General features: G+C 64.8%; 19 protein-coding genes. 10 read left to right on the forward strand and 9 right to left on the reverse strand.

The genetic code is table 11. From position 1 onward, the window contains the following. Positions 1 to 148 precede the first annotated feature (148 nt). The 7 genes from NTD82_RS07500 (at position 149) to pcaC (ending at position 7,016) form a co-directional block, all read left to right on the forward strand. Positions 149 to 1,009, forward strand: coding sequence for a CoA transferase subunit A (locus NTD82_RS07500; RefSeq protein WP_110971738.1), 861 nt, complete (start codon positions 149 to 151; stop codon positions 1,007 to 1,009). Beyond that, positions 1,006 to 1,785: a CoA-transferase subunit beta gene (locus tag NTD82_RS07505; protein WP_095154765.1), complete on the forward strand. Its 780-nt coding sequence runs from the start codon at positions 1,006 to 1,008 to the stop codon at positions 1,783 to 1,785. Before NTD82_RS07500 ends, NTD82_RS07505 begins: the two co-directional genes overlap by 4 nt. Then, positions 1,782 to 2,987, forward strand: coding sequence for a 3-oxoadipyl-CoA thiolase (gene pcaF, locus NTD82_RS07510; protein ID WP_262128231.1), 1,206 nt, complete (start codon positions 1,782 to 1,784; stop codon positions 2,985 to 2,987). The genes NTD82_RS07505 and pcaF overlap by 4 nt, the downstream gene beginning before the upstream one ends. A 122-nt stretch (positions 2,988 to 3,109) precedes the next feature. Continuing rightward, positions 3,110 to 4,399 (forward strand): MFS family transporter, encoded by a 1,290-nt coding sequence (locus NTD82_RS07515; protein WP_262128232.1) that lies wholly within the window; start codon positions 3,110 to 3,112, stop codon positions 4,397 to 4,399. Positions 4,400 to 4,444: 45 nt separating this feature from the next. Next, positions 4,445 to 5,809, forward strand: coding sequence for a 3-carboxy-cis,cis-muconate cycloisomerase (locus NTD82_RS07520; RefSeq protein WP_262128233.1), 1,365 nt, complete (start codon positions 4,445 to 4,447; stop codon positions 5,807 to 5,809). 10 nt (positions 5,810 to 5,819) lie between these two features. After that, complete coding sequence (gene pcaD, locus NTD82_RS07525; RefSeq protein WP_262128234.1) at positions 5,820 to 6,611, forward strand: 3-oxoadipate enol-lactonase; 792 nt, start codon at positions 5,820 to 5,822, stop codon at positions 6,609 to 6,611. Positions 6,612 to 6,623: 12 nt separating this feature from the next. After that, a complete protein-coding gene (pcaC, locus tag NTD82_RS07530) occupies positions 6,624 to 7,016 on the forward strand; it encodes a 4-carboxymuconolactone decarboxylase (RefSeq protein ID WP_095154770.1) in 393 nt (130 codons plus the stop codon). 71 nt (positions 7,017 to 7,087) lie between these two features. On the opposite strand, the gene NTD82_RS07535 is transcribed toward pcaC, so the two are convergent. Continuing rightward, positions 7,088 to 7,612, reverse strand: a complete 525-nt coding sequence (locus tag NTD82_RS07535; RefSeq protein WP_262128235.1) for a DUF962 domain-containing protein — start codon at positions 7,610 to 7,612, stop codon at positions 7,088 to 7,090. A 91-nt stretch (positions 7,613 to 7,703) separates the two neighbouring features. Here NTD82_RS07535 and NTD82_RS07540 point away from each other — a divergent pair, with 91 nt between their 5' ends. Then, a complete protein-coding gene (locus NTD82_RS07540) occupies positions 7,704 to 8,393 on the forward strand; it encodes a Crp/Fnr family transcriptional regulator (protein WP_095154772.1) in 690 nt (229 codons plus the stop codon). Positions 8,394 to 8,816: 423 nt separating this feature from the next. Here the strand turns inward: NTD82_RS07540 and NTD82_RS07545 are convergent, their stop codons facing one another. The 3 genes from NTD82_RS07545 to NTD82_RS07555 are packed head-to-tail and all read right to left on the reverse strand — an operon-like array spanning position 8,817 to position 12,842. After that, complete coding sequence (locus NTD82_RS07545) at positions 8,817 to 10,418, reverse strand: arylsulfatase (protein WP_262128236.1); 1,602 nt, start codon at positions 10,416 to 10,418, stop codon at positions 8,817 to 8,819. Between the two features lie 10 nt (positions 10,419 to 10,428). Beyond that, on the reverse strand, positions 10,429 to 11,253 hold the full coding sequence (locus NTD82_RS07550; protein ID WP_262128237.1) for an ABC transporter ATP-binding protein: 825 nt from the start codon (positions 11,251 to 11,253) through the stop codon (positions 10,429 to 10,431). Further along, the gene (locus tag NTD82_RS07555) at positions 11,250 to 12,842 is read right to left on the reverse strand and encodes an ABC transporter permease (RefSeq protein WP_262128239.1); all 1,593 of its coding nucleotides are present in this window, start codon (positions 12,840 to 12,842) and stop codon (positions 11,250 to 11,252) included. Before NTD82_RS07555 ends, NTD82_RS07550 begins: the two co-directional genes overlap by 4 nt. Positions 12,843 to 13,128: 286 nt before the next feature. Here NTD82_RS07555 and NTD82_RS07560 point away from each other — a divergent pair, with 286 nt between their 5' ends. Beyond that, on the forward strand, positions 13,129 to 14,175 hold the full coding sequence (locus NTD82_RS07560; protein WP_262128240.1) for an ABC transporter substrate-binding protein: 1,047 nt from the start codon (positions 13,129 to 13,131) through the stop codon (positions 14,173 to 14,175). On the opposite strand, the gene NTD82_RS07565 is transcribed toward NTD82_RS07560, so the two are convergent. After that, complete coding sequence (locus tag NTD82_RS07565) at positions 14,132 to 15,058, reverse strand: LysR family transcriptional regulator (RefSeq protein WP_262128241.1); 927 nt, start codon at positions 15,056 to 15,058, stop codon at positions 14,132 to 14,134. The two genes, NTD82_RS07560 and NTD82_RS07565, sit on opposite strands and share 44 nt — an antisense overlap. A 183-nt stretch (positions 15,059 to 15,241) precedes the next feature. On the opposite strand from NTD82_RS07565, the gene NTD82_RS07570 reads away from it, so the two are divergent. Next, complete coding sequence (locus NTD82_RS07570; RefSeq protein WP_262128242.1) at positions 15,242 to 16,147, forward strand: TauD/TfdA dioxygenase family protein; 906 nt, start codon at positions 15,242 to 15,244, stop codon at positions 16,145 to 16,147. Between the two features lie 94 nt (positions 16,148 to 16,241). On the opposite strand, the gene NTD82_RS07575 is transcribed toward NTD82_RS07570, so the two are convergent. The 4 genes from NTD82_RS07575 to NTD82_RS07590 form a co-directional block, all read right to left on the reverse strand. Then, positions 16,242 to 17,495, reverse strand: coding sequence for an OprD family porin (locus NTD82_RS07575; RefSeq protein WP_262128243.1), 1,254 nt, complete (start codon positions 17,493 to 17,495; stop codon positions 16,242 to 16,244). Positions 17,496 to 17,797: 302 nt separating this feature from the next. Then, positions 17,798 to 19,252: an AdeC/AdeK/OprM family multidrug efflux complex outer membrane factor gene (adeC, locus tag NTD82_RS07580; protein WP_095154780.1), complete on the reverse strand. Its 1,455-nt coding sequence runs from the start codon at positions 19,250 to 19,252 to the stop codon at positions 17,798 to 17,800. Next, positions 19,249 to 22,401, reverse strand: coding sequence for a multidrug efflux RND transporter permease subunit TtgB (ttgB, locus tag NTD82_RS07585; protein WP_262128244.1), 3,153 nt, complete (start codon positions 22,399 to 22,401; stop codon positions 19,249 to 19,251). The genes adeC and ttgB overlap by 4 nt, the downstream gene beginning before the upstream one ends. 3 nt (positions 22,402 to 22,404) lie before the next feature. Continuing rightward, a complete protein-coding gene (locus NTD82_RS07590) occupies positions 22,405 to 23,556 on the reverse strand; it encodes an efflux RND transporter periplasmic adaptor subunit (protein ID WP_262128245.1) in 1,152 nt (383 codons plus the stop codon). Positions 23,557 to 23,663: the final 107 nt, after the last annotated feature.

Raw genomic sequence — 23,663 nt, forward strand, 5'->3', positions numbered from 1 at the left:
AAAGCTTGCTAACAATCTGTTCGATAATCGAACGCTATGCCGATTATCGGATTGAACAGCCCCGCCCCCCGCCTTAATCTGAATTCATACCGGCGCCGCTCAAGGCGCCTTGAAACCGACCTCGACTCAGCACATCCAGGAGTCTTCCATGGCTGCAATTCTCTCGCTCCACGACGCCGTGAAGCAGTTCGTCCACGACGGTGACAGCGTTGCCCTTGAAGGCTTCACGCACCTGATTCCGACCGCCGCCGGGCATGAAATCATTCGTCAGGGCAAAAAGGATCTGACGCTGGTGCGCATGACCCCCGACCTGATCTACGACCAACTGATCGGCGCCGGCTGCGCGAAAAAACTGATCTTCTCGTGGGGCGGCAACCCAGGTGTCGGTTCCCTGCACCGTCTGCGTGATGCCGTCGAGAAGCAATGGCCGCACGACATCGAAATCGAAGAACACAGCCACGCCGACCTGGCCAACGCCTACGTCGCTGGCGCTTCCGGCCTGCCGTTCGCGGTGCTGCGTGCCTACGCCGGTTCCGACCTGCCCAAGGTCAACCCGCTGATTAAGACCGTGACCTGCCCGTTCACCGGTGAAGTACTGGCCGCCGTGCCGTCGGTACGCCCGGACGTCACCGTGATCCACGCACAGAAAGCCGACCGTAAAGGCAACGTGCTGCTGTGGGGCATCCTCGGCGTGCAGAAAGAAGCGGCCCTGGCGGCCAAGCGCTGCATCGTCACCGTCGAAGAAATCGTCGACGACCTGCAGGCACCGATGAACGCCTGCGTCCTGCCGACCTGGGCCTTGTCCGCGGTCTGCCTGGTACCGGGCGGCGCGCATCCGTCCTACGCCCACGGTTACTACGAGCGCGACAACCGCTTCTACCAGGCCTGGGACCCGATCGCCCGCAACCGCGAAACCTTCACCGCCTGGATCGACCAGTACATCCGCGGCACCGCCGACTTCAACGAATTCAAGGCAAAACTGGCCAGCGCTTCGGAGGCTGCACAATGAGCTACTCCACCAATGAAATGATGACCGTCGCCGCCGCCCGCCGCCTGCAGAACGGCGCCGTATGCTTCGTTGGCATCGGCCTGCCGTCCAAGGCTGCCAACCTGGCCCGCCTGACGTCCTCGCCTGACGTGGTGCTGATCTACGAATCAGGTCCGATCGGCGCCAAGCCGACCGTACTGCCGCTGTCCATCGGTGACGGCGAACTGGCCGAAACCGCTGACACCGTGGTGCCGACCGGCGAAATCTTCCGCTACTGGCTGCAAGGCGGGCGAATTGACGTCGGCTTCCTCGGCGCCGCTCAGGTCGACCGCTTCGGCAACATCAACACCACCGTGGTCGGTGACTACCACGCGCCGAAAGTGCGTCTGCCGGGTGCCGGTGGCGCGCCGGAAATCGCCGGTTCCGCGAAGACCGTGCTGATCATCCTCAAGCAGTCCAACCGTGCGTTCGTGGACAAGCTGGACTTCATCACCTCCGTCGGCCACGGCGAAGGCGGCGACTCCCGCAAGCGTCTGGGGCTGCCAGGCCAAGGGCCGGTGGGCATCATCACCGACCTGTGCATCATGGAGCCGGAAGCCGGCACCAATGAATTCGTGGTCACCGCGATCCACCCGGGCGTGACCCGTGAGCAGATCGTCGCCGCCACCGGCTGGGCCATCCGTTTCGCCGACAACGTCGAAACCACCGCCGAGCCGACCGAAGTCGAGCTGACTGCCCTGCGTGACCTCGAAGCCCGCACCGCCGCGGCCCACGGCCAGGCGCCAGGAGAAGCGTGATGCGTGACGTATTTATCTGCGACGCGATTCGCACCCCGATTGGCCGCTTCGGCGGTGGTTTGGCCGGCGTGCGCGCCGACGACCTGGCCGCCGTGCCGCTGAAGGCGCTGATCGAGCGCAACCCGACCGTCCAGTGGGACCAGATCGACGAAGTATTCCTCGGCTGCGCCAACCAGGCCGGTGAAGACAACCGCAACGTGGCGCGCATGGCGCTGCTGCTGGCCGGTCTGCCGGAAAGCGTGCCGGGCGTGACCCTGAACCGCCTCTGCGCCTCGGGCATGGACGCGGTGGGCACGGCCTTCCGCGCCATCGCCAGCGGCGAGATGGAGCTGGCGATCGCCGGCGGCGTCGAGTCGATGTCCCGCGCGCCGTTCGTGATGGGCAAGGCCGACAGCGCCTACTCGCGCAACATGAAGCTGGAAGACACCACCATCGGCTGGCGTTTCATCAACCCGCTGATGAAAGCCCAGTACGGCGTCGACGCCATGCCGCAGACCGCCGACAACGTGGCGGACGACCATCAGGTGTCCCGCGCCGACCAGGACGCCTTCGCCCTGCGCAGCCAGCAGCGCACCGCCGCCGCCCAGGCTGCCGGCTTCTTCGCTGAAGAAATCGTGCCGGTGCGTATTGCCCACAAGAAGGGCGAGACCATCGTCGAGCAGGACGAGCATCCCCGTGCTGAAACCACGCTGGAAGCACTGACCAAACTGAAGCCGGTCAACGGCCCGGACAAGACCGTCACCGCCGGCAACGCCTCGGGCGTCAACGACGGTGCCGCGGCGATGATCCTCGCCTCGGCCGACGCGGTGAAAAAACACGGCCTGACCCCGCGCGCCCGCGTGCTCGGCATGGCCAGCGCCGGTGTGGCGCCACGGGTGATGGGCATCGGCCCGGTGCCCGCGGTGCTGAAACTCACCGAGCGCCTGGGTGTTGCGGTCAGCGATTTCGACGTGATCGAACTCAATGAAGCCTTCGCCAGCCAGGGCCTCGCCGTGCTGCGCGGTCTCGGCCTGGCCGACGACGCGCCGCAGGTCAACCCGAATGGCGGCGCCATCGCCCTCGGTCACCCGCTGGGCATGAGCGGTGCGCGACTGATCCTCACCGCCTTGCACCACCTGGAAAAAACCGGTGGCCGCAAGGGCCTGGCGACCATGTGTGTTGGCGTCGGGCAGGGCCTCGCCCTGGCTATCGAGCGCGTGTAAAACCAATGACCCCGGACGGGCGGCCTCCACGCAAGGCCGGTTGTCCGGGGTGATTGTCTGGCGGAACGAGAGTGTTACCGAGTGTGTCTAGACTCAGTGATACCCTCCAGGAGTAAACAGCCATGACTTCAACCTATTACACCGGCGAAGAACGCAGCAAACGCATCTTCGCCATCGTTGGTGCGTCCTCGGGCAACCTGGTCGAATGGTTCGACTTTTACGTCTACGCCTTCTGCGCCATCTATTTCGCGCCAGCGTTTTTCCCCTCCGACGACCCCACGGTGCAATTGCTCAACACCGCCGGTGTGTTTGCCGCGGGCTTTCTTATGCGCCCGATCGGTGGCTGGCTGTTCGGCCGCGTCGCCGACCGTCATGGCCGCAAGAATTCGATGATGATTTCCGTGCTGATGATGTGCGCCGGGTCGCTGGTGATCGCCTGCCTGCCGACCTACGCCAGCATCGGTGCCTGGGCACCGGCGCTGCTGCTGGTGGCGCGGCTGTTCCAGGGCCTGTCGGTGGGTGGCGAATACGGCACCACCGCGACCTACATGAGTGAAGTAGCGCTGCGCGGTCAGCGCGGGTTCTTCGCCTCGTTCCAGTACGTCACGCTGATCGGCGGGCAACTGCTGGCGGTGCTGGTGGTGGTGATCCTTCAGCAACTGCTGAGCGAGGACGAACTGCGGGCCTGGGGCTGGCGCATCCCGTTCGTGGTCGGTGCCGTCGCCGCCGTGATCTCGCTGTTCCTGCGCCGCTCGCTGAAAGAAACCAGCAGCGCCGAAACCCGCAACGACAAGGAAGCCGGCAGCATCGCCGGGCTGTTCCGCAACCACACCGCCGCCTTCATTACCGTGCTCGGCTACACCGCCGGCGGCTCGCTGATTTTCTACACCTTCACCACCTACATGCAGAAGTACCTGGTGAACACCGCCGGGATGAGCGCCAAGACCGCCAGCTTCATCATGACCGGCGCGCTGTTCCTGTACATGTGCATGCAGCCGCTGTTCGGCATGTTGTCCGACCGGATCGGCCGGCGTAATTCGATGTTGCTGTTCGGTGCGCTGGGCACGCTGTTCACCGTGCCGATCCTGCTGGCGCTGAAGACCGTCACCAGTCCGTTCCTGGCTTTCGTGCTGATCACCCTGGCGCTGTGCATCGTCAGTTTCTACACCTCCATCAGCGGCCTGGTGAAGGCTGAGATGTTCCCGCCTCAGGTGCGGGCGCTGGGCGTCGGCCTGGCCTACGCGGTGGCCAACGCGGTGTTCGGCGGCTCCGCCGAATACGTGGCCCTGGGCCTGAAATCCATGGGCATGGAAAACACTTTTTACTGGTACGTTACCGCGATGATGGCGATCGCCTTCCTGTTCAGCCTGCGTCTGCCGAAGCAGGCCGCGTACCTGCATAACGATCATTGACCCAGCGGCGCGCCCTGACCGGCGCGCCCCGTTGAAGGACCTGTCATGACTCCACGACCGGGCAACCAGTTGTTCGATGCCTACTTCACCGCGCCCGCCATGCGCGAGATCTTTTCCGACCGTGGCCGCATTCAGGGCATGCTCGATTTCGAAGCCGGACTGGCCCGTGCCGAAGCCTCCGTCGGGGTGATCCCGGCGGTGGTGGTGGCGCCGATCGAAATGGCCTGCAAGGCCGAGCGCTATGATTTCGCCGCCCTGGCCGAAGCCATCGGCATCGCCGGCAACTCGGCGATCCCACTGGTCAAGGCGTTGGGCAAGGTGATCGCCAGCGGCGTGGCCGAAGCCGAGCGCTACGTGCACCTCGGCGCCACCAGCCAGGACGCCATGGACACCGGCCTGGTCCTGCAATTGCGCGATGCCCTGGCCCTGATCGACGACGAACTGGCGCACCTGGCCGACGCCCTCGCCACCCAGGCCCGCGCCCACGCCGACACACCGCTGGCCGGCCGCACCTGGCTGCAGCATGCGACCCCGGTGACCCTGGGCATGAAGCTCGCCGGCACCCTCGGCGCCCTGGTCCGTCATCGCCAGCGCCTGCGCGAACTCAAACCGCGCCTGCTGACCCTGCAGTTCGGCGGCGCGTCCGGCACCCTCGCAGCGCTGGGCGACAAGGCGTTGCCTGTCGCCGAAGCGCTGGCCGATCAGTTGGGCCTGAACCTGCCGGAACAGCCTTGGCACACCCAGCGCGACCGTCTGGTGGAATTCGCCTCGGTGCTCGGCCTGGTCGCCGGCACCCTCGGCAAGCTCGGCCGCGATATCAGTCTGCTGATGCAGACCGAAGCCGGCGAAGTCTTCGAGCCGTCGGCGCCGGGCAAGGGCGGTTCCTCGACCATGCCGCACAAGCGCAACCCGGTGGGCGCCGCCGTGCTGATCGGGGCCGCGACCCGCGTTCCCGGCCTGCTCGCCACCCTGTTCGCCGCTATGCCCCAGGAGCACGAGCGCAGCCTCGGCCTGTGGCACGCCGAGTGGGAAACCCTGCCGGAAATCTGCTGCCTGGTGTCCGGCGCGCTGCGTCAGGCGCGGATCATCGCCGAGGGCCTGGAAGTGGACGCCGCGCGCATGCGCCGCAACCTCGACCTGACCCAGGGCCTGGTCCTGGCCGAAGCGGTGAGCATCGTTCTCGCCCAGCGCCTGGGCCGGGATGCCGCGCACCATCTGCTGGAGACCTGCTGCAAACGCGCGGTCGCCGAACAACGCCACCTGCGCGCCGTGCTCGGCGACGATCCGCAGGTGAGCGCCGAACTGTCGGCGGACGAACTCGACCGTCTGCTGGACCCGGCTCACTACCTCGGCCAGGCTCGCGCCTGGGTTGAGCGTGCGCTGGCCGAACATCAACGATTCAAAGCCTGAGGAGGCTGCTGTGGGAAGCGTACAACTCGCCGATGGCGTTCTGAACTACCAGCTCGAAGGCCCCGAAGGCGCACCGGTTTTGGTGCTGTCCAACTCGCTGGGCACCAACCTGCGCATGTGGGACACCCAGGTGCCGGCCTTCGCCACGCATTTCCGCGTGCTGCGTTATGACACCCGCGGCCACGGCGATTCGCTGGTCACCGACGGCCCGTACAGCATCGAGCAACTGGGCCGCGACGTGCTGGCGCTGCTGGATGCCTTGAAGTTGGACAAGGTGCATTTCTGCGGCCTGTCCATGGGCGGCCTGATCGGCCAGTGGCTGGGCATCAATGCACCGGAGCGCCTGAACCGCCTGATCGTCTGCAACACTGCGGCCAAGATCGGCACCCCGGAGATCTGGAACCCGCGCATCGAGATGGTCCTGCGTGACCGCGAGGCAGCGATGGTCGGCCTGCGTGATGCGTCCATCGAGCGCTGGTTCACCCCGGCGTTTGCCGGCGCCAACCCGGACCAGGCCAAGCGCATCACCGACATGCTCGCGTCCACCTCGCCTGAAGGCTACGCGGCCAACTGCGCCGCGGTGCGTGATGCCGATTTCCGCGACCAGTTGGGCGCAATCAAGGCGCCGCTGCTGGTCATCGCCGGCAGCGCCGACGCGGTGACCCCGCCGTCGGGCAGCCTGTTTATCCAGGAGCGGGTGGCCGGTGCCGAGTTTGCCGAGTTCCACGCTGCGCACCTGTCCAACGTTGAAGTGGGCGAGCCGTTCAGCCGCCGCGTCATCGATTTTCTGCTGGCCCGTTGAGGAGCTGTTTTCGTGGATGAGAAACAACGTTACGACGCCGGCATGCAAGTGCGTCGCGCGGTACTGGGCGATGCCCACGTGGACCGCAGCCTGACCAACCTGACCGAGTTCAACAGCGAGTTCCAGGAAATGATCACCCGCCATGCCTGGGGTGATATCTGGACCCGTCCGGGCTTGCCGCGGCACACCCGCAGCCTGATCACCATCGCCATGCTGATCGGCATGAACCGCAATGATGAGCTGAAACTGCACCTGCGCGCCGCCGCCAACAACGGCGTGACCCGTGACGAAATCAAGGAAGTGCTGATGCAGAGCGCGATCTACTGCGGGATTCCGGCGGCCAATGCCACCTTCCACCTGGCGGAGTCGGTGTGGGATGAGTTGGGGGTTGAGTCGCGGGCTTGATCGTCAGGGCCTCATCGCCGGCAAGCCGGTGCTTTGTGGGAGCCGGCTTGCCGGCGATGAGGCCATCTGAATCAAACCACAGCCTTCTTCTGCCGAATCGCCACCGGCCCCGCATTACGCTCCACCGCCGCCTTCAGCTCCGGCCGCAGCCCGAGCATGAACGCCAGTTCCGCCACTACGAACAACGGCCCGACGATCAGCCCGCTGATGTCATCGACGAACGCCGGCTTGCGCCCCTCGTAGTAATGCCCGACGAACTGGATCACCCAGCCGACGAAAAACAGCCCCAGCCCGGCCACGAGCCACACCGATGTGCTTTGCACCGCCAGCGCTTGCCCGGCCCACAGGCAGGCACCCAGCAGTGCACTCATCAGCACGCCGAAACGCAGGTCCAGGCGCAGGTAAAACCACACCGACGCCAGCGCCGCGGCGAAGGCCGGCGACAGCCAGATCCCGCCCACTTCCAGTCCCGGCCGTGACAGCAGCACGGTGACCGCCACCACAATCATCGGGATGCCGATGAAGTGGGTGGCGATGTTGCGGGGATCACGGTGGTAGCTGGCATATTGACTCAGGTGTTCCACGAGGTTTTTCATTGTTATTCCTCCGGTTGGGATGGCCCAGCATGGACCGCGGCCGGGCGTCAGTCTGTCGCCTGGCCGACAGAGTCACTTTTCGAGGCTTTGGATGAACGATCGTTGCGCCTGGCGCGAGCAGCTCTTGCATGGCCACTGGTTCCGCCAACTCTCACCTGCGTTGCAGGATAGCCTGCTGGACGCCGCCCGCCCGCGCACCCTGGCCGCCGGCGAGCGCCTGTTCCAGCGCGGCGATGCGCCCTGCGGGCTGTATGCGGTGCTGGCGGGCGCGGTGCGGATTGGCGCGGTGAATGCCGGGGGAAAGGAGGCGCTCTTGACCCTGATCGAGCCGCCGCACTGGTTTGGCGAAATCTGCCTGTTCGACGGCCAGCCGCGCACCCATGACGCTTTTGCTGAAGGGCCGACCACACTGCTGCGGGTGCCGCAGGCGACGCTGCTGAGCTTGCTTGACCAGCAACCGGCGTACTGGCGCGAGTTTGCCTTGTTGATGAGCCACAAGCTGCGTCTGGCGTTTGTCGCCCTGGAACAGCAAAGCCTGATGGGCGCCGCCCCGCGTCTGGCGTACCGGCTGTTGCAGATGGCGGCGGGGTACGGCGAGGTGGATGGTGAGCGGCGGGTGTTGCAGTTGTCCCAGGAGCAACTGGCGCTGATGCTGTCGCTGTCGCGGCAGACCACCAACCAGATTCTCAAGGCGCTGGAGCAGGACGGGGCGGTGCGTTTGAGTTATGGCGAGATCGAGATTCTTGATCCGGGGCGGTTGGAGCGGTTGGCTGGGAAGTGAGGGTGGTCTTCCATGCTCCTCTCGGCGACTATGTTCTAGTCGACGGTATATCAGCGTTCTCAAGATCGAGCGCCGCCCGCGCGGCGCATCGCGAGCGAGCTCGCTCCTACAGTGGTTGCAACGTGCCTATGTCTGTCAGGCCATAGTTGACCGCTTTGTTTGTACGACGCGGTATCGAGTCGGCCCCAACAGCCTCCCCGCGACTCATCGCCAAACTCAAAGAGCGGGCAACACAACTCATTGTAGGTGCGAGCTAGCTCGCGATGCGCCGCGCGGGCGGCGCTCGATCTTGAGAACGCTAAAAGCCTGTCGGCGAGCACTTGGCAGCCATTACCCGATTTACTGACTGGTGCCTGATGGGCTTTATACAACCATGAGGTGTGTAGATACCCATGCAGCGATCAGACCCCAAAAGCCACCCCATCAATCCGGCTGAAACGGCGACTGACTCAAAATCACCCCCGTCTCTTCCACATACTTCTGCCACTCCGCCAACAGCGCCTCCAGCCGCGCCGGCTGCTGCGTCGCCAGGTCATGAACCTCCCCCGGATCCCGACTCAGGTCATACAACTGCCAGGTCGCCGGCCCCACCGGCCCCGGGATATACACCGCTTTCCAGTGGCCCTGGCGAATCGCCCGGCGGCCGAACAGTTCCCAGCCGGTGACGGTGTGTTCGTCATGCACCTGCTCGGTCTCGCCCGACAGATACCCCAACCACGACTTGCCCCGCAGCGGCGCGACGTCGCGACCGCGCCAACGCTTGCCGGGGTGGCGCACGCCCGCCAGGTCGAGCAGGGTCGGGGTGATGTCCATCACGGTGCTGAATTCATGGCTGATCTGTTTTTGCCGGGCCAGCGCCGGGTAGTGCAGCAGCGCCGGCACGCGGATGCCGCCTTCGGTGGTGAAGGCCTTGAACAGCCGCGACGGCGCGGTGGCCGCCTGCGCCCAGTGCGGGCCGTACCAGACGTAGGAGTTGGCCCGGCCGATGTTTTCCAGGCTGTTGTCGTAATGCTGGTCGAGATAGCTGGCCAGGTGCGGGCCGAATTTCGGGAAGGCTTCCAGCAGCGCGCCTTCGGCGCCGTTGTCGGACATGAACAGCACCAGGGTGTTGTCCAGTTGACCCTGGTTGCGCAGGTAGTCCAGCACCCGGCCGATGTTCCAGTCCATGCGCTCGACCATCGCCGCGTAGACCTCCATGGACCGCGCCGAGCGCTGCCGTTGTTCGTCGCTCAGGGCCTGCCACTGGCCGTCCACCGGATGAGCTTCGGTGTCGGCGGCGATCAGGCCGAGGGCCCGGAGTTTTTCCAGGCGCTCCTGGCGCAGCACCTCGGGGCCGGCGTCGTAGCGGCCCTTGTAGCGCTCGACCACCTCGGCCGGCGCCTGCAACGGCCAGTGCGGCGCGGAGAAGGGCAGGTAGGCGAAGAACGGCCGGCTCTGGTCGCGCTCCTTGAGGTACTGCAGCAGCTTGTCGCCGAAGGCATCGGAGGAATAGAAATCCTTCGGCAGTTCGTCGATGAACTGGTCGTCTTCGATGTACAGCGCCGGGGTGGATTTCAGCAGGCCCGGGGTGTTGTCGTCGTAGGTCGGTTCGAAGCCGTAGTGGTTGGCGGCGCCTGGCAGCAGGGCGAAGGAACGTTCGAAACCGCGGGCGTGGGGCGCCAGTTCGGCGGTCAGGCCCAGGTGCCATTTGCCGCTCATCAGCGTCTGGTAGCCGGCTTCGCGCAGCAGTTCCGGCAGGGCCACCACGCGGTCGTTGAGGTAGCCCTCATAGCCGGGTTTGCCGATCAGCTCAGGCGTCAGCGCCTCGGCCATGGTGCCGATGCCGGCGATATGGTGGTCGGTGCCGGTGAGCAGCATCGAGCGGGTCGGCGAGCAGGTGGGCGCGGTATGAAAATCGGTCAGGCGCAGGCCGGCGCTGGCCAGGGCGTCAAGGTTCGGCGTGGCGATCTCGCCGCCGAACGCGCCGATGTCGGAGAAGCCCAGGTCGTCGGCAACGATGACCAGGAAGTTGGGGCGATGGCTCATGAAGCGCTCCTCAGCAGGCCAGGTAGGTCAGGGGCAGGTCGTGGATCCGCGGTGCCGGTGTCGGCAGGTAGCGGTCGTCGCGGGTCAGCTCGTGCAGCAGGGTTTCGCGCAGGCGGTGGAAGTCCAGGCTGGCGCGCTGGCGCGGGTGCGGCAGGTCGATCTCGACCACGCGCTTGATCCGCCCCGGCCGCGGCTCCAGCACCACCACGCGGTCGGCGAGGAAGATCGCTTCCTCGACATCGTGGGTCACCAGCAACGTGGTGATGCGCGCCCGCTCGCGGATCGCCAGCAGCTCGTCCTGCATCTGCTGGCGGGTCAGGGCGTCGAGGGCGCCGAAGGGTTCGTCCAGCAACAGAATGCGCGGGCTGGCCACCAGGCCGCGGGCGATCGCCACGCGCTGGGCCATGCCGCCGGAAAGCTGGTGCGGGTAGGCGGCGCTGAAGTCGTGCAGGCCGACCAGGGCGATGAAGTCCTTGACCCGCTGCTGCTTCGCTGTCGCGTCCAGCGCTTCGTTGACCAGGCCCAGTTCGATGTTCTCGGCCACCGTCAGCCAAGGGAACAGGCGGTGCTCCTGGAAGACGATGCCGCGCTCGCTGCCGATGCCGCTGACCCGCTTGCCGTCGATCAGGATCTGCCCCTGATAGTCGTTGTCGAGGCCGATCAGCAGGCGCAGCAGGGTGGACTTGCCGCAGCCGCTGGCGCCGACGATGGCGACGAATTCGCCTTCGCGGATGTCCAGGTTGAAGTCGCGCAGCGCCTCGACTTCGCCATCGCTGACGGCGAAGCGCTTGCTCACCTGTTGAAAGCTGACCAGAGGGGAAACCCGTGCGTTCATGCGCGTCTCCAGCGCGTGGCACGCGCTTCGATATGTTGTCCGAGGGCGCCGAGCAGGGCGCCGGTGAAACCGACCAGAAGCATCCCGGCCATGATCTGGTCCATGCGCAGCAGTTGCTGGGCGGCGATCATCAGGCTGCCGATGCCACCGCCCGAGGGCATGAAGTATTCGGCGCCGATGGTGCCGAGCCAGGAATAGATCAGGCCGATGCGCAGGCCGGCGAAGATCCCCGGCGCGGCGTTGGGCAGCACCAGTCGGCGCAGGCGTTGCCAGCGGCTCAGGCGCAGCACCCGGGCGGCTTCGTGCAGTTGCGGCGAGACGCTGGCGACGGCGCGCTGTGTGGCGATGAACAGCGGGAAGAACGCCGCCAGGCCGACGAACACCCACTTCGCCAGTTCGCCCAGGCCGAACCAGGCAGTCAGCAGCGGCACCCAAGCGAACAGGGCAATTTGCCGCAACCCCGAGAGGCTCGGGCCAAGCAGTTGCTCGGCGCGCGGCGAGAGCCCCAGCCACAGGCCGAACAACAGACCCAGCCCGCCCCCCAGCAGCAGGCCGCCGAGGGCGCGGCCGACGCTGATCGCCAGCGAGCCGCTGAGGCTGCCGTCGAGCACGCCGCTACCGAGAGTGTCGAGCACCGCCAGCGGCGCCGCGAGAATATTGGCATCGACCCATTCGGCCTGGCTCGCCACCTGCCAGAGGGCGAGCAACGCCAGCGGCAGGAACAGCGCCTGCACCCGCTCCACGCCGCGCAGGCGTTGGACCCGCAGTTCAGCGGTCGGCGGGTGCGGCCAGTGCAGCAGGCGGCGGTCGAGCCAGCCGAGGCCGCGGTCCATCAGCAGGCCGATCACGCCGATCACCGCGATGCAGACGAAAACGATATCCAGCATGAACAGTTGCCGTGCCCAGACCATCAGGTAGCCGATGCCTTCGCTGGAGGCCAGCAGTTCCACCGCCAGCAGCGAGGTCCAGCCGGTGGCCAGCGCCAGGCGCAGACCAGCGAAGAACGACGGCAGCGCCGCCGGCAGGATCAGCCGGGTGATCAGCAGGTGCGGCGGCAGGCGCAGCACGGCGGCAGCTTCACGCAGACGGGGTTGGGCATCGCGCACGCCGACCAGGGTGTGCAGGGTGATCGGCACGATGATCGCCTTGACCAGCACCACCAACTTGAGGGTTTCGCCGATGCCGAACAGCGCCATGAACAGCGGCACCCAGGCCAGGGTCGGAATCTGCGCCAGCGCACTGAACGTCGGCAACACCAGACGCTCGCTGCGTCTGCTGAAGCCCAGCCAGGCGCCGAGCGCGGCGCCGGCACTGACCCCCAGCAACAGGCCGAGGAACAGGCGCCAGAGGCTGATGCCCAGGTGCAGCCAGAGTTCGCCGTGGCTCAGTTCGACGGCGCTGCTCCAGACCAGCGAGGGCGGTGGCAGGATCTGTTCGCTCATCCATTCATGACGGCTCGCCAGCCACCACAGCGCGGCCAGCGCCAGCGGCAAATACCAGGCGTTCAGCCGCTGCCAGGGCAGGCGGTTGAACCCTCGCGCGGTGGGCGGGGCGGTCAGCGGCAAGGCTGAGCGGGAAGCGTGGGCCATGAAGACCTCCGGGTCGGCTGCACAGGCGGTTCTTTGCTTATTTCTTATGGATCTATTTATTGATTGGTAAATTCGATCGGGTAATAAGAGAGGCATTTAAAGCCCAGTGTCGAAGCAGCGGCCAATGCATTCGAAGCATATTTTTCTTGTGCTTCATGCATAGCCAGTTGAAACGCTGTTTACAGCGCTTATATGTAATCCGGTTATTAAAATGTAATTTCTTAGTATTTAACTTGCGCGGCCGAATAGCGTTAGGTGGCGGCACCATTACAAGGAGCCGCGTGCCATGAACCTGTCGCTCAACCGTGTTTTCAGCCTGTTCGCCGTCCCCGCCCTGGCCGCTGTCGTCGGCTGGTTGCCTGCCGAAGCGCTGGGCGCCGAGGTCAAGCAGATCCGCATCGCCGTGCCCGACCTGAGTGCCGGCACCCAGCACTCGGGCGGCGGCATCACCGACGTGTTGCAGGAACAGCAACTGCTGGAAAAAGCCTTCGCCGCCGATGGCATCAGCATCCAGTGGAATTACTTCAAGGGCGCCGGCCCGGTGATCAACGAGGCGTTCGCCAATGGCCAGGTGGACTTCGCCTACCTGGGCGACTTGGCGGCGATCATCGGCAAGGCCAACGGTGTCGATACCCGCCTGCTCGCGGCGACCGCGCGCGGGGTCAAGCACTACCTCGGTGTCGCCCCGGACAGCGGCATCAAGACCCTGCAAGACCTCAAGGGCAAGCGCGTGGCGATCTTCCGCGGCACCGCCACGCAACTGTCGTTCGATGCCGCGCTGGCCAGCCAGGGCCTGAGCGAGAAGGACCTGAAAGTCATCAACCTGGACTTCAACGCCGCCATTGCCGCCTTGGCGGCCAAGCAGATCGACGCCACCTGGGGCTCCACCGGCATCACCGCGCTGAAGGAACGCGGCCTCGCCGAACTGCCGCTGAGCACCCGCGACCTGGGCGGCGCCGGCAATGTCCAGGCGGTGCTGGTGGGATCCGGTGCGTTTATCGATGCCCATCCCGAGATCGTGGCGAAGTTCCTTGCCGCGCAGCAGCCCGCCGTGCAGTGGCTGACCAGTGACGGCAACAAGGACGCCTATGTGCAACTGGTCTCGTCCCGCGCCAGCTATCCGCCGGCGATCCTCACCCATGACCTGAAGGACGAGCAGCTGAGCCAGATCTTCCCCGCCACCCTCGACGAACAGTTCCTCACCCGTCTGCAGGCCTCGGTGGACCTGGCGGCCAAGGAACGGCTGATCCGCAAGCCGTTCCAGGTCAACCAGTGGCTGGCGCCCCAGGCTATCCGGCCAGTTCCTGTGGCACAGGCTGGCGGTCAAGAGTGACCAGGGTTTCGATCATTGCCCGGGCGGCGGGCGAGAGGCGGTAACCGCTGCGGCTGACGATGCCGCAGCGGGCGCTGAGGCTGTCGAGGTTGGTGGGCAGGTTGCGCCAGTGCAACTGGATCAGCTCGCCGCGACCGATGTACGAAGAAAAGGCCTCTTCGGTGCCGATGCCAATGGCATTGCTGTCCTGCACCACCCGCAACAGGGTCGGCAGGTGTTCGGTCTGCACCTGGGGCGAGAAGTCGGTCTTGCCGCTCAGGTTGGCCAGCAGCTTGCGCACCCCGGGCGGGATCAGCGAGGTGGCCAGCGGGTAGTCGAACATGTCGTTGGTGGACAGGCTGTCCTTGGCCAGCAACGGGTGGCCGGGGCGGCAGAAGAACAGGCCGCGACGGGGCGTGAGGGCTTGGGTCTGGAAATTCGGGTCGGCCTCGAAATGGCGGATATCGGCGACGAAAAACTCCACCTCCTCACGGTTCAGCGCGCGGCTGAGCTTTTCCCAGTTATCCACTTGCAGGCGGGTGTGCACCTTCGGGTGCGCATTGACGAACTGCGCCAGCGCCCGCGGCACCAGTTCCGCCGCGGGCGCCGGACCGCAGCCGAAGCGCAGTTCGCCGGCATCGAGCTTGGTCATCTGCAGCACTTCGCTGCTCAGTTGCGCCGCGCCCTGCACCAGGCGCAGGGCGTGCTGCAGCACCACTTGACCTTCGGGCGTGGGGCGCAGGTCCTTGTTGCCGCGGTCCACCAGCACACAGCCGAATTCCTGTTCCAGGCCCTGGATACTGCGGCTGAACGCCGGCTGGGTAATGCCCATGGCCTCGGCGGCGCGAACGAAACTGCGGTGTTCAGTAAGGGCGATGAAGTAGCGCAGTTGACGAAGATCCATATGCATTTCCGGCATTTCAAAAATAGGGCGAAGGTATTTGCCGCCACGGGAGACTGGGGTTTTAAATGCAAGCTCTTATTCCGTCAATGAAGCAGCTATTTATCTGTTAGTACTTATTCGCATAACGATAGAGCACTGTTCCAACGACAACTTCCGTGTCGTCAGCCAATGAGGGTTTGAACCATGAGCAATGCCGCACTCGCCGCAACCCCTGTCAGCCAAGCGCTGGACATTCACCCGGTCGCCGGACGCATCGGCGCCGAAGTGCGTGGCGTGCAACTGAGCGCCGATCTGGAGCCGGCGGTGATCGAGGCCATCCAGGCCGCACTGGTGGAACACAAGGTGCTGTTCTTCCGCGCCCAGCACCACCTCGATGACCAGGGTCAGGAAGCCTTCGCCCACCTGCTCGGCGAACCGATCGCCCACCCCACCGTGCCGGTGCGTGACGGCACTCGTTACCTGCTGGAACTGGATGGCGGCGAAGGGCGCCGCGCCAATTCCTGGCACACCGACGTGACCTTCGTCGACGCCTACCCCAAGGCCTCGATCCTGCGCTCGGTGGTGGCGCCGGTGTCCGGCGGCGACACGGTCTGGGCCAACACCGCGACGGCCTACAACGACCTGTCGCCGGCGCTCAAGGTCCTCGCCGAGGAGCTATGGGCAGTGCACAGCAACGAATACGACTACGCCGGGGCCAAGCCCAATGTCAGCGTCGAGCAACTGGAAAATTATCGTCGGGTGTTCACTTCCACCGTGTACGAAACCGAGCATCCGGTGGTGCGAGTGCATCCGGTCAGCGGTGAGAAACACCTGCTGCTGGGTCACTTCGTCAAGCGCCTGAAGGGTTATTCGCAGAACGATTCACAGCACCTGTTCAGTTTGCTGCAGGGGTATGTGACGCGCCTGGAAAACACCGTGCGCTGGCGCTGGCAGGCGGGGGACGTGGCGATCTGGGACAACCGCGCGACCCAGCATTACGCGGTCGATGACTACGGCACCCAAGGGCGGGTGGTGCGCCGGGTGACGTTGCAGGGGGATGTGCCGGTGAGTGTGGCGGGGGAGCGGAGCCGGACGGTGAAAGGCGCCTGATTCATTTTTTTGGGGGGAGCATCGCGAGCAAGCTCGCTCCTACAGGGGACTGAACTGTAGGAGCGAGCTTGCTCGCGATGAGGCCCGTGAAGCCTCAGAGAATCCCGATCGGATAGCTGATGATCAGCCGGTTCTCATCAAACGCGTTGGTGCTGTAGTCCCGACGCATGGTCGAGTTACGCCACTTCATCGACAGGTTCTTCAGCGCGCCGCTCTGAATCACGTAGGCCAGTTCCGATTCCCGTGCCCATTCTTCACCGTCGTCCACCGCGGCGGTGTGCACGTTGTCGCCCTTGATGTAGCGGTTCATCAGGGTCAGGCCGGGTACGCCGAGGGCGGCGAAGTTGTAGTCGTGGCGCACTTGCCAGGAGCGTTCCTGGGCGTTGTCGAAGCTGGAGTTGTAGCTGTCGTTGGCCAGGGTGCCGCCGCTGGTGCCGTTGACGCGCATCCAGGCATCGTCGCCGCTGACTTTCTGCAGGCCGACGTAGAAGGTGCTGCCACCGTAGCGGGCCGAGAGCATGGCCGAGGCGGTGCGGTTGTCGAGGTCGCCGGCCCGGGCCGAGCCATCTTCCTTGCCGATGAAGTAGCCGAGGTTGGCGCCCAGGGTCCAGTCGCCCAGCGGCTGGCTGTGAACCAGGTTGATGTACTGCTGCTGGTAGATGTCCTTCAGTTCCGCGTTCCACAGACCGATCAGGGTGCGCTTTTCGTTGAAGGTGAACTCACCACCGGCGAAGTTGAAGCGGTCGGAAGTGATCCCCCCGCGGCCGTTCATGAACATGTCTTCCATGCTCGCGTCGTTGCGCGGGCTGTTGCCGCGGAACTGACCGGCATAGAGGGTCAGGCCGTCGATTTCCTGCGAGGTGAGCTGGCCACCGCGGAAGGTTTGCGGCAGCGAGCGACCGTCGTCGGAACGGAGGATCGGCAGCACCGGCATCCACTCGCCGACTTTCAATTCGGTCTTCGACACTTTGGCTTTCAGCGCCACACCGAGGCGACCGAAATCGTCGGCCGGGCGACCGTCGTCATGCACCGGCAGCAGGTGGGTGCCCGCGGTGCCTTTGCCGCCGTCGAGCTTGACCGAATACAGGCCGAGGATATCGACACCGAAGCCGACAGTGCCTTGGGTGAAGCCGGACTTGGCGTCGAGGATGAAACTCTGGGTCCATTCCTCGCCTTTGCCCTGGGCGTTGGCCGGGTCGACGAAATTGCGGTTGATGTAGAAATTGCGCAGGTTCAGGGAGGCCTTGGCGTCCTCGACGAAGCCGCTTTCAGCAGCCAGGGCGGGGAGGGCGCAAGTCATGGCAATGAAGCCGGGAAGCAGGTGTCGTGCTGGGTGCGGAGTGTTCATCGTCAATGTGTCTCTTGTTTTTATGTAAGCGAAACCATCCGCCATGACTGAAAAGGGTCACAGGCCGGGTTGCGTCTTTGGGGTTTGCGTTGGGAAAAGCGGCAAGAGGATGGTGCTGTGACGGACGGGGGCGAATCAATTCGTTACAGGCGGAAATGGGCGATTATCGAACGATAACTGAATGGTTAGTTTCTTTTGTTGCGTTGAAAACGCAGGGGGCGGGAGAGTTGCAGGAGAGCGGTGTGCAGCCATGAAAAAGCCCACCGCAGAGGGTGGGCTTTTCTACATCAGGTTCAGCCAGTTCAGCCTTTCGGCGTCTCGACCGAAGCTTGCTGCTGAGCATCACCGGTGCGCTCGTACCAGCCGCCACCGAGGGCCTTGTACAGATTGACCTCGCTGACCACCTGCGACAGCCGGTCTGTGATCAGCGACTGCTGGGCACTGAACAGGTTGCGCTGGGCGTCGAGGAACACCAGGTTGCTGTCCACGCCGATACGGTAGCGACGCTCGGCCAGGCGGTAGTAATCCTGGTTGGCGGCGACCAGATCGCGCTGGGCCTGCAACTGCTGGTTGAAGGTCTGCCGCGCAGCCAAACCATCGGAGACTTCCTGGAAGGCGGTCTGGATGGTCTTTTCGTACTTGGCGATGTTGATGTCTTTCTGGATCTTCGAGTAATCGAGGCTGGCCTTGAGCGAACCGGCATTGAAGATCGGCAGGTTGATCTGCGGCTGGAACAGCCACGTGCCGGAGCCACCCTTGAACAGGCCGCTCATGTCGGAGCTCAGGGTCCCGGCATTGGCGGTCAGGCTGATGCTCGGGAAGAACGCCGCGCGGGCGGCGCCGATATTGGCGTTGGCCGCCTTGAGCAGGTGCTCGGCTTCCATGATGTCCGGACGCCGGGTCAGCAGGTCCGACGGCAGGCCGGCCGGCATTTCCGCGAGCAGGTCGCCGTCCAGCGGCAGGGCCGCCGGCAGGTTGCCCGGCAGACCGGCGCCGACCAGCAGGGTCAGGCTGTTGAGGTCCTGGGCCACCAGGCGCTGGTACTGCGCCAGCTTGACCCGGGCGCCTTCGACCGCGGTGCGGGCCTGGCTCAGGTCCAGGGCCGAGGCCACGCCGACGTCGCTGCTGCGCTGGGTCAGCTTGAAGCTTTCCTCGTAGGTCTTGAGGGTTTCGCCGGTCAGCTTGAGCAGGGCCTGGTCGGCCTGCCAGGTGTAATAGGCGTTGGCGACGCTGGCCACCAGGGCGATCTGCGTCGAACGGCGCGCCTGTTCACTGGACAGGTAGGTTTCCAGAGCCTGTTGGCTCAGGCTGCGCACCCGGCCGAACAGGTCCAGCTCATAGGCGCTGACGCCGATGGTGGCCGAATATTGGCTGCTGATGCTCGACTGGCCGGTCTGCGACATGTCCGCCGGCGTGCGCTGGCGTTGGCCGCTGGCGTTGGCCGAGACAGCCGGGAACAGGTCGGCGCGCTGGATGCGGTACTGCGCACGGTAGGCGTCGATGTTCAGCGCCGCGACCCGCAGGTCGCGGTTGTTTTCCAGCGAACCCTGGATCAACTGCTGCAGCGCCGGGTCGTGGAAGAACTGGCGCCAGCCTTGCTCGGCGGCGGCCACCTGGGCCGACTCGGCCGGCGAGTAGGCCGGACCTGCCGGCCACTCGGCCGCGACCGGCGCCTCGGGGGTCTTGTACTCGGGGATCAGCGAGCATCCGCCCAGGATGAACGCGGTGACCGCCAGGGATATCAGGGACTTGGTCATTGCCCAGCCTCATAGCGTGGAGTTTCAGGTGTGGCGTCTTCTTCGGGCTGTTTGCTGCCGAACAGCGACGACACGCTAACGAAGAACAGTGGCACCCAGAAGATGGCCAGAACGGTGGCCGTGATCATACCGCCGATCACCCCGGTACCAATGGCGTGCTGGCTGCCCGAACCCGCGCCGGTGGCGATGGTCAGCGGCACTACGCCGAGGATGAACGCCAGCGAGGTCATGATGATCGGACGCAGACGCATGCGGCAGGCTTCGATGGCGGCGTCGGCCAGGCTGCGGCCCTGTTCGTGCAGTTCCTTGGCGAACTCGACGATCAGGATCGCGTTCTTCGCCGCGAGGCCGATGGTGGTCAGCAGCCCCACCAGGAAGTACACGTCGTTGGACAGCCCGCGCATGCTGGCCGCCATCAGCGCACCGATGATACCCAGCGGCACCACCAGCACCACCGCGATCGGGATCGACCAGCTTTCGTACAGCGCCGCCAGGCACAGGAACACCATCAGCAGCGACAGCGCGAACAGTGCTGGCATCTGCGAACCCGACAGCTTCTCTTCATACGACATGCCGGTCCACGCGAAGCCGACGCCAGCCGGCAGTTGAGCGGCCAGGCGCTCGACCTCGGCCATCGCCTCACCGGTACTGTAGCCAGGGGCTGGCGCACCGAGGACTTCCATTGCTTCGACGCCGTTGTAACGCGACAGCTTCGGCGCGCCGTAGATCCACTCGCCCTTGGCGAAGGAGGAGAACGGCACCATCTCGCCGGCGGCGTTGCGCACGTACCATTTCTGCAGGTCTTCCGGGCTCATCCGCGACGAGGCTTCGCCCTGGAGGTAGACCTTCTTGACGCGGCCACGGTCGATGAAGTCGTTGACGTAGCTGGCACCGAGGGCGATCGACAGGGTGTTGTTGATATCGGAGATGGTGACGCCCAGCGCGCTGGCGCGTTCATCATCGATGGTCAACTGGTACTGCGGTTCGTCGTTCAGGCCGTTCGGACGCACGGCCGAGAGGATCTTGCTTTGCGCCGCCATACCGAGGAACTGGTTACGCGCTTCCATCAGCTTGGCGTGGCCGACACCGGCGCGGTCCTGCAGGAACACGTCGAAACCGGTGGCGTTACCCAGCTCCAGTACCGCAGGCGGGGCGAAGGCGAACACCATCGCGTCGCGGAAGGTGAAGAAGTGCTGCTGGGCGCGGGTTGCCAGGTTGAACACGCTGTTTTCGGCAGAGCGCTCGCCCCATGGCTTGAGCATGATGAAGGCCATACCCGAGCTCTGGCCGCGGCCCGCGAAGTTGAAGCCGTTCACGGTGAACACCGAGGCGACCGTGTCGGACTCCTTGTCCAGCAGGTAGGCGCGCATTTCATCGACCACCGCCTGGGTGCGCTCGGCACTGGAGCCGGCCGGGGTTTGCACCTGGGCGAACAGAACGCCCTGGTCTTCCTCTGGCAGGAACGCAGTCGGGATGCGCATGAACAGCCAGACCATGCCGACCACGATCAGGATGTAGGCGAGGAAGTACGGGGCCTTGTGACGCAGGATGTTGCCCACGCCGCGCTCGTAGCTCTGCACGCTGCGGTCGAAATTGCGGTTGAACCAGCCGAAGAAGCCGCGTTTGGCCGTGTGGTGCTCGCCTTTCTTGACCGGCTTGAGCATGGTGGCGCAAAGCGCCGGGGTGAAGATCAAGGCAACCAGCACCGACAGGCCCATGGCCGAGACGATGGTGATCGAGAACTGCCGGTAGATCACACCCGTGGAGCCGCCGAAGAAGGCCATCGGCAGCAGTACCGCCGAGAGAACCAAGGCAATACCGACCAGCGCGCCCTGGATCTGGCCCATGGACTTCTTGGTCGCCTCCTTGGGTGAAAGCCCCTCTTCGGACATCACCCGCTCGACGTTTTCCACCACGACGATGGCGTCGTCCACCAGCAAGCCGATGGCCAGGACCATCGCGAACATGGTCAGGGTGTTGATGCTGAATCCGGACGCCGCGAGGATGCCGAAGGTCCCCAGCAATACCACCGGCACCGTCATGGTGGTGATCACCGTGGCGCGGAAGTTCTGCAGGAACAGGTACATCACCAGGAACACCAGTACGATCGCTTCGATCAGGGTGTGGATCACGCCGCTGATCGATTCGGTCACCACCGGGGTGGTGTCATACGGGAACACCGCCTTCATGCCTGGCGGGAAGAACGGTTCGAGGTCGGAAATGGTCTTGCGCAGCGCCTTGGCGGTATCCAGGGCGTTGGAGCCGGTGGCCAGTTTCACGGCCAGGCCGGAAGCCGGCTTGCCGTTGAACTGGGCGCTGACCGCGTAGTTTTCACCCCCCAGGGCGACCTTGGCGACATCGCCCAGGCGTACTTGCGAACCGTCGCGGTTGACCTTGAGCAGGATCTTCTCGAACTGCTCGGCGGTCTGCAGACGGGTCTTGCCGATGATGGTCGCGTTCAGTTGCTGGCCGGGCAGGGCGGGCAGGCCGCCGAGTTGACCGGACGACACCTGGACGTTCTGCGCGGCCACGGCGGTCTTGACGTCAACCGGGGTCAACTGGAACTTGTTCAGCTTGGCCGGATCGAGCCAGATGCGCATCGCGTACTGGGCACCGAAGACCTGGAAGTCACCGACACCGGCGGTCCGCGAGATCGGGTCCTGCATGTTCGAGACGATGTAGTTGGCCAGGTCGTCCTTGGTCATGCTGCCGTCTTCGGACACCAGACCGATCACCAACAGGAAGTTCTTCACCGCCTTGGTCACGCGGATACCCTGCTGCTGCACTTCTTGCGGCAGCAGCGGGGTGGCCAGGTTCAGCTTGTTCTGCACCTGGACCTGCGCGGTGTCAGGGTTGGTGCCCTGCTCGAAGGTCGCGGTGATGGTCATGCTGCCGTCGGAGTTACTTTCCGACGACACATAACGCAGGTTGTCGATACCGTTGAGCTGTTGCTCGATCACCTGGACCACTGTGTCCTGCACGGTCTGCGCGGAGGCGCCCGGGTAGGTCACGGCGATGGCGATCGCCGGCGGGGCGATGCTCGGGTACTGGTTGATCGGCAGCTTGAGGATCGACAGCGCCCCGACCAGCATGATCACCAAGGCGATCACCCAGGCGAAGATCGGGCGATCGATAAAGAATTTCGACATGGTTTATTCCCCTTTGGCCCCTGCGGTCGCGGCATTGGCCTGGGCTGGCTGGGCAGGCTTGATGTTGGTGGCTTCGCTGGCCTTCACCTCGGCACCCGGCTTGACGTACTGCAGGCCTTCGGTGATCAGGCGATCGCCCGGGTTCAGGCCTTCCTCGATCAGCCAGTCACTGCCGACGGTACGGCTGGCCTTGAGCTGACGCAGCTCGACCTTGTTGTCCTGGTTGACGACCAGGGCGGTCGGCTGGCCTTTCAGGTCGCGGGTCACGCCTTGCTGCGGGGCGAGGATGGCGGCGGCGTTCACACCGTTGTTGAGGCGGGCGTGGACGAACATGCCGGGCAGCAGGTTGTGCTCGGGGTTGGGGAACACGGCGCGCAGGGTCACCGAACCGGTGGTCTGGTCGACCGAGACTTCGGAGAATTCCAGGCGGCCTTCCTGAGCGTAGGTGCTGCCGTCTTCCAGCTTCAGGGTGACCTTGGCGGCGTTCTCGCCGACCTTCTGCAACTTGCCGCTTTCCAGTTCGCGACGCAGCTTGAGCAGCTCGGCCGAGGACTGGGTGACGTCGACGTAGATCGGGTCCAGTTGCTGGATCACCGCCATGGCGTCGGCCTGGCCGTTGCTGACCAGCGCGCCCTCGGTGAAGTTGGAGCGACCGATACGGCCGGTCAACGGGGCCAGGACCTTGGTGTAGCGCAGGTCGATCTCGGCGCTTTTCAGCGTCGCTTCAGCCTGCAAACGTTTGGCCTGCGCGTCGTCGAATTCCTGACGGCTGACGGCTTGTTCGGCCACCAGTTGCTTGTAGCGTTCGGACAGCGAGCGAGTCGATTGCAGGTTGGCCTTGGCGCTGGCCAGGGTTGCTTCGTAGACCGCCGAGTCGATCTGGTAGAGCTGCTGGCCTTCTTTGACCTCGCTGCCTTCCTTGAACAGGCGCTTGAGGATGATGCCGTTGACCTGCGGACGCACTTCCGCGACCCGGTACGCAATGGTGCGACCTGGCAGATCGGAAACGAGGGTATAGGGTTGGGCCTGGAGGGTGACAACGCCGACCTGAGGAATCTGCGCCACGGGCGCCGCTTCTTCCTTTTTACAGCCGCTGAGCAGTGTTGCCAGGGCGACGGCGGAAACCAGAGCGGAAACAGCTGGCTTGAATTGCATGAAGATCCTCGGGTCAGAAAGAGCTGAAGACGCTCAAGAGTAATGGAAAACAGGATGTAGGAAAAAACTCTATCCGGGTGGATAAGTAGCATGCTAATGAATATACT

The sequence above is a fragment of the Pseudomonas sp. 5P_5.1_Bac1 genome (genome assembly GCF_025466015.1).
GTDB lineage: Bacteria > Pseudomonadota > Gammaproteobacteria > Pseudomonadales > Pseudomonadaceae > Aquipseudomonas.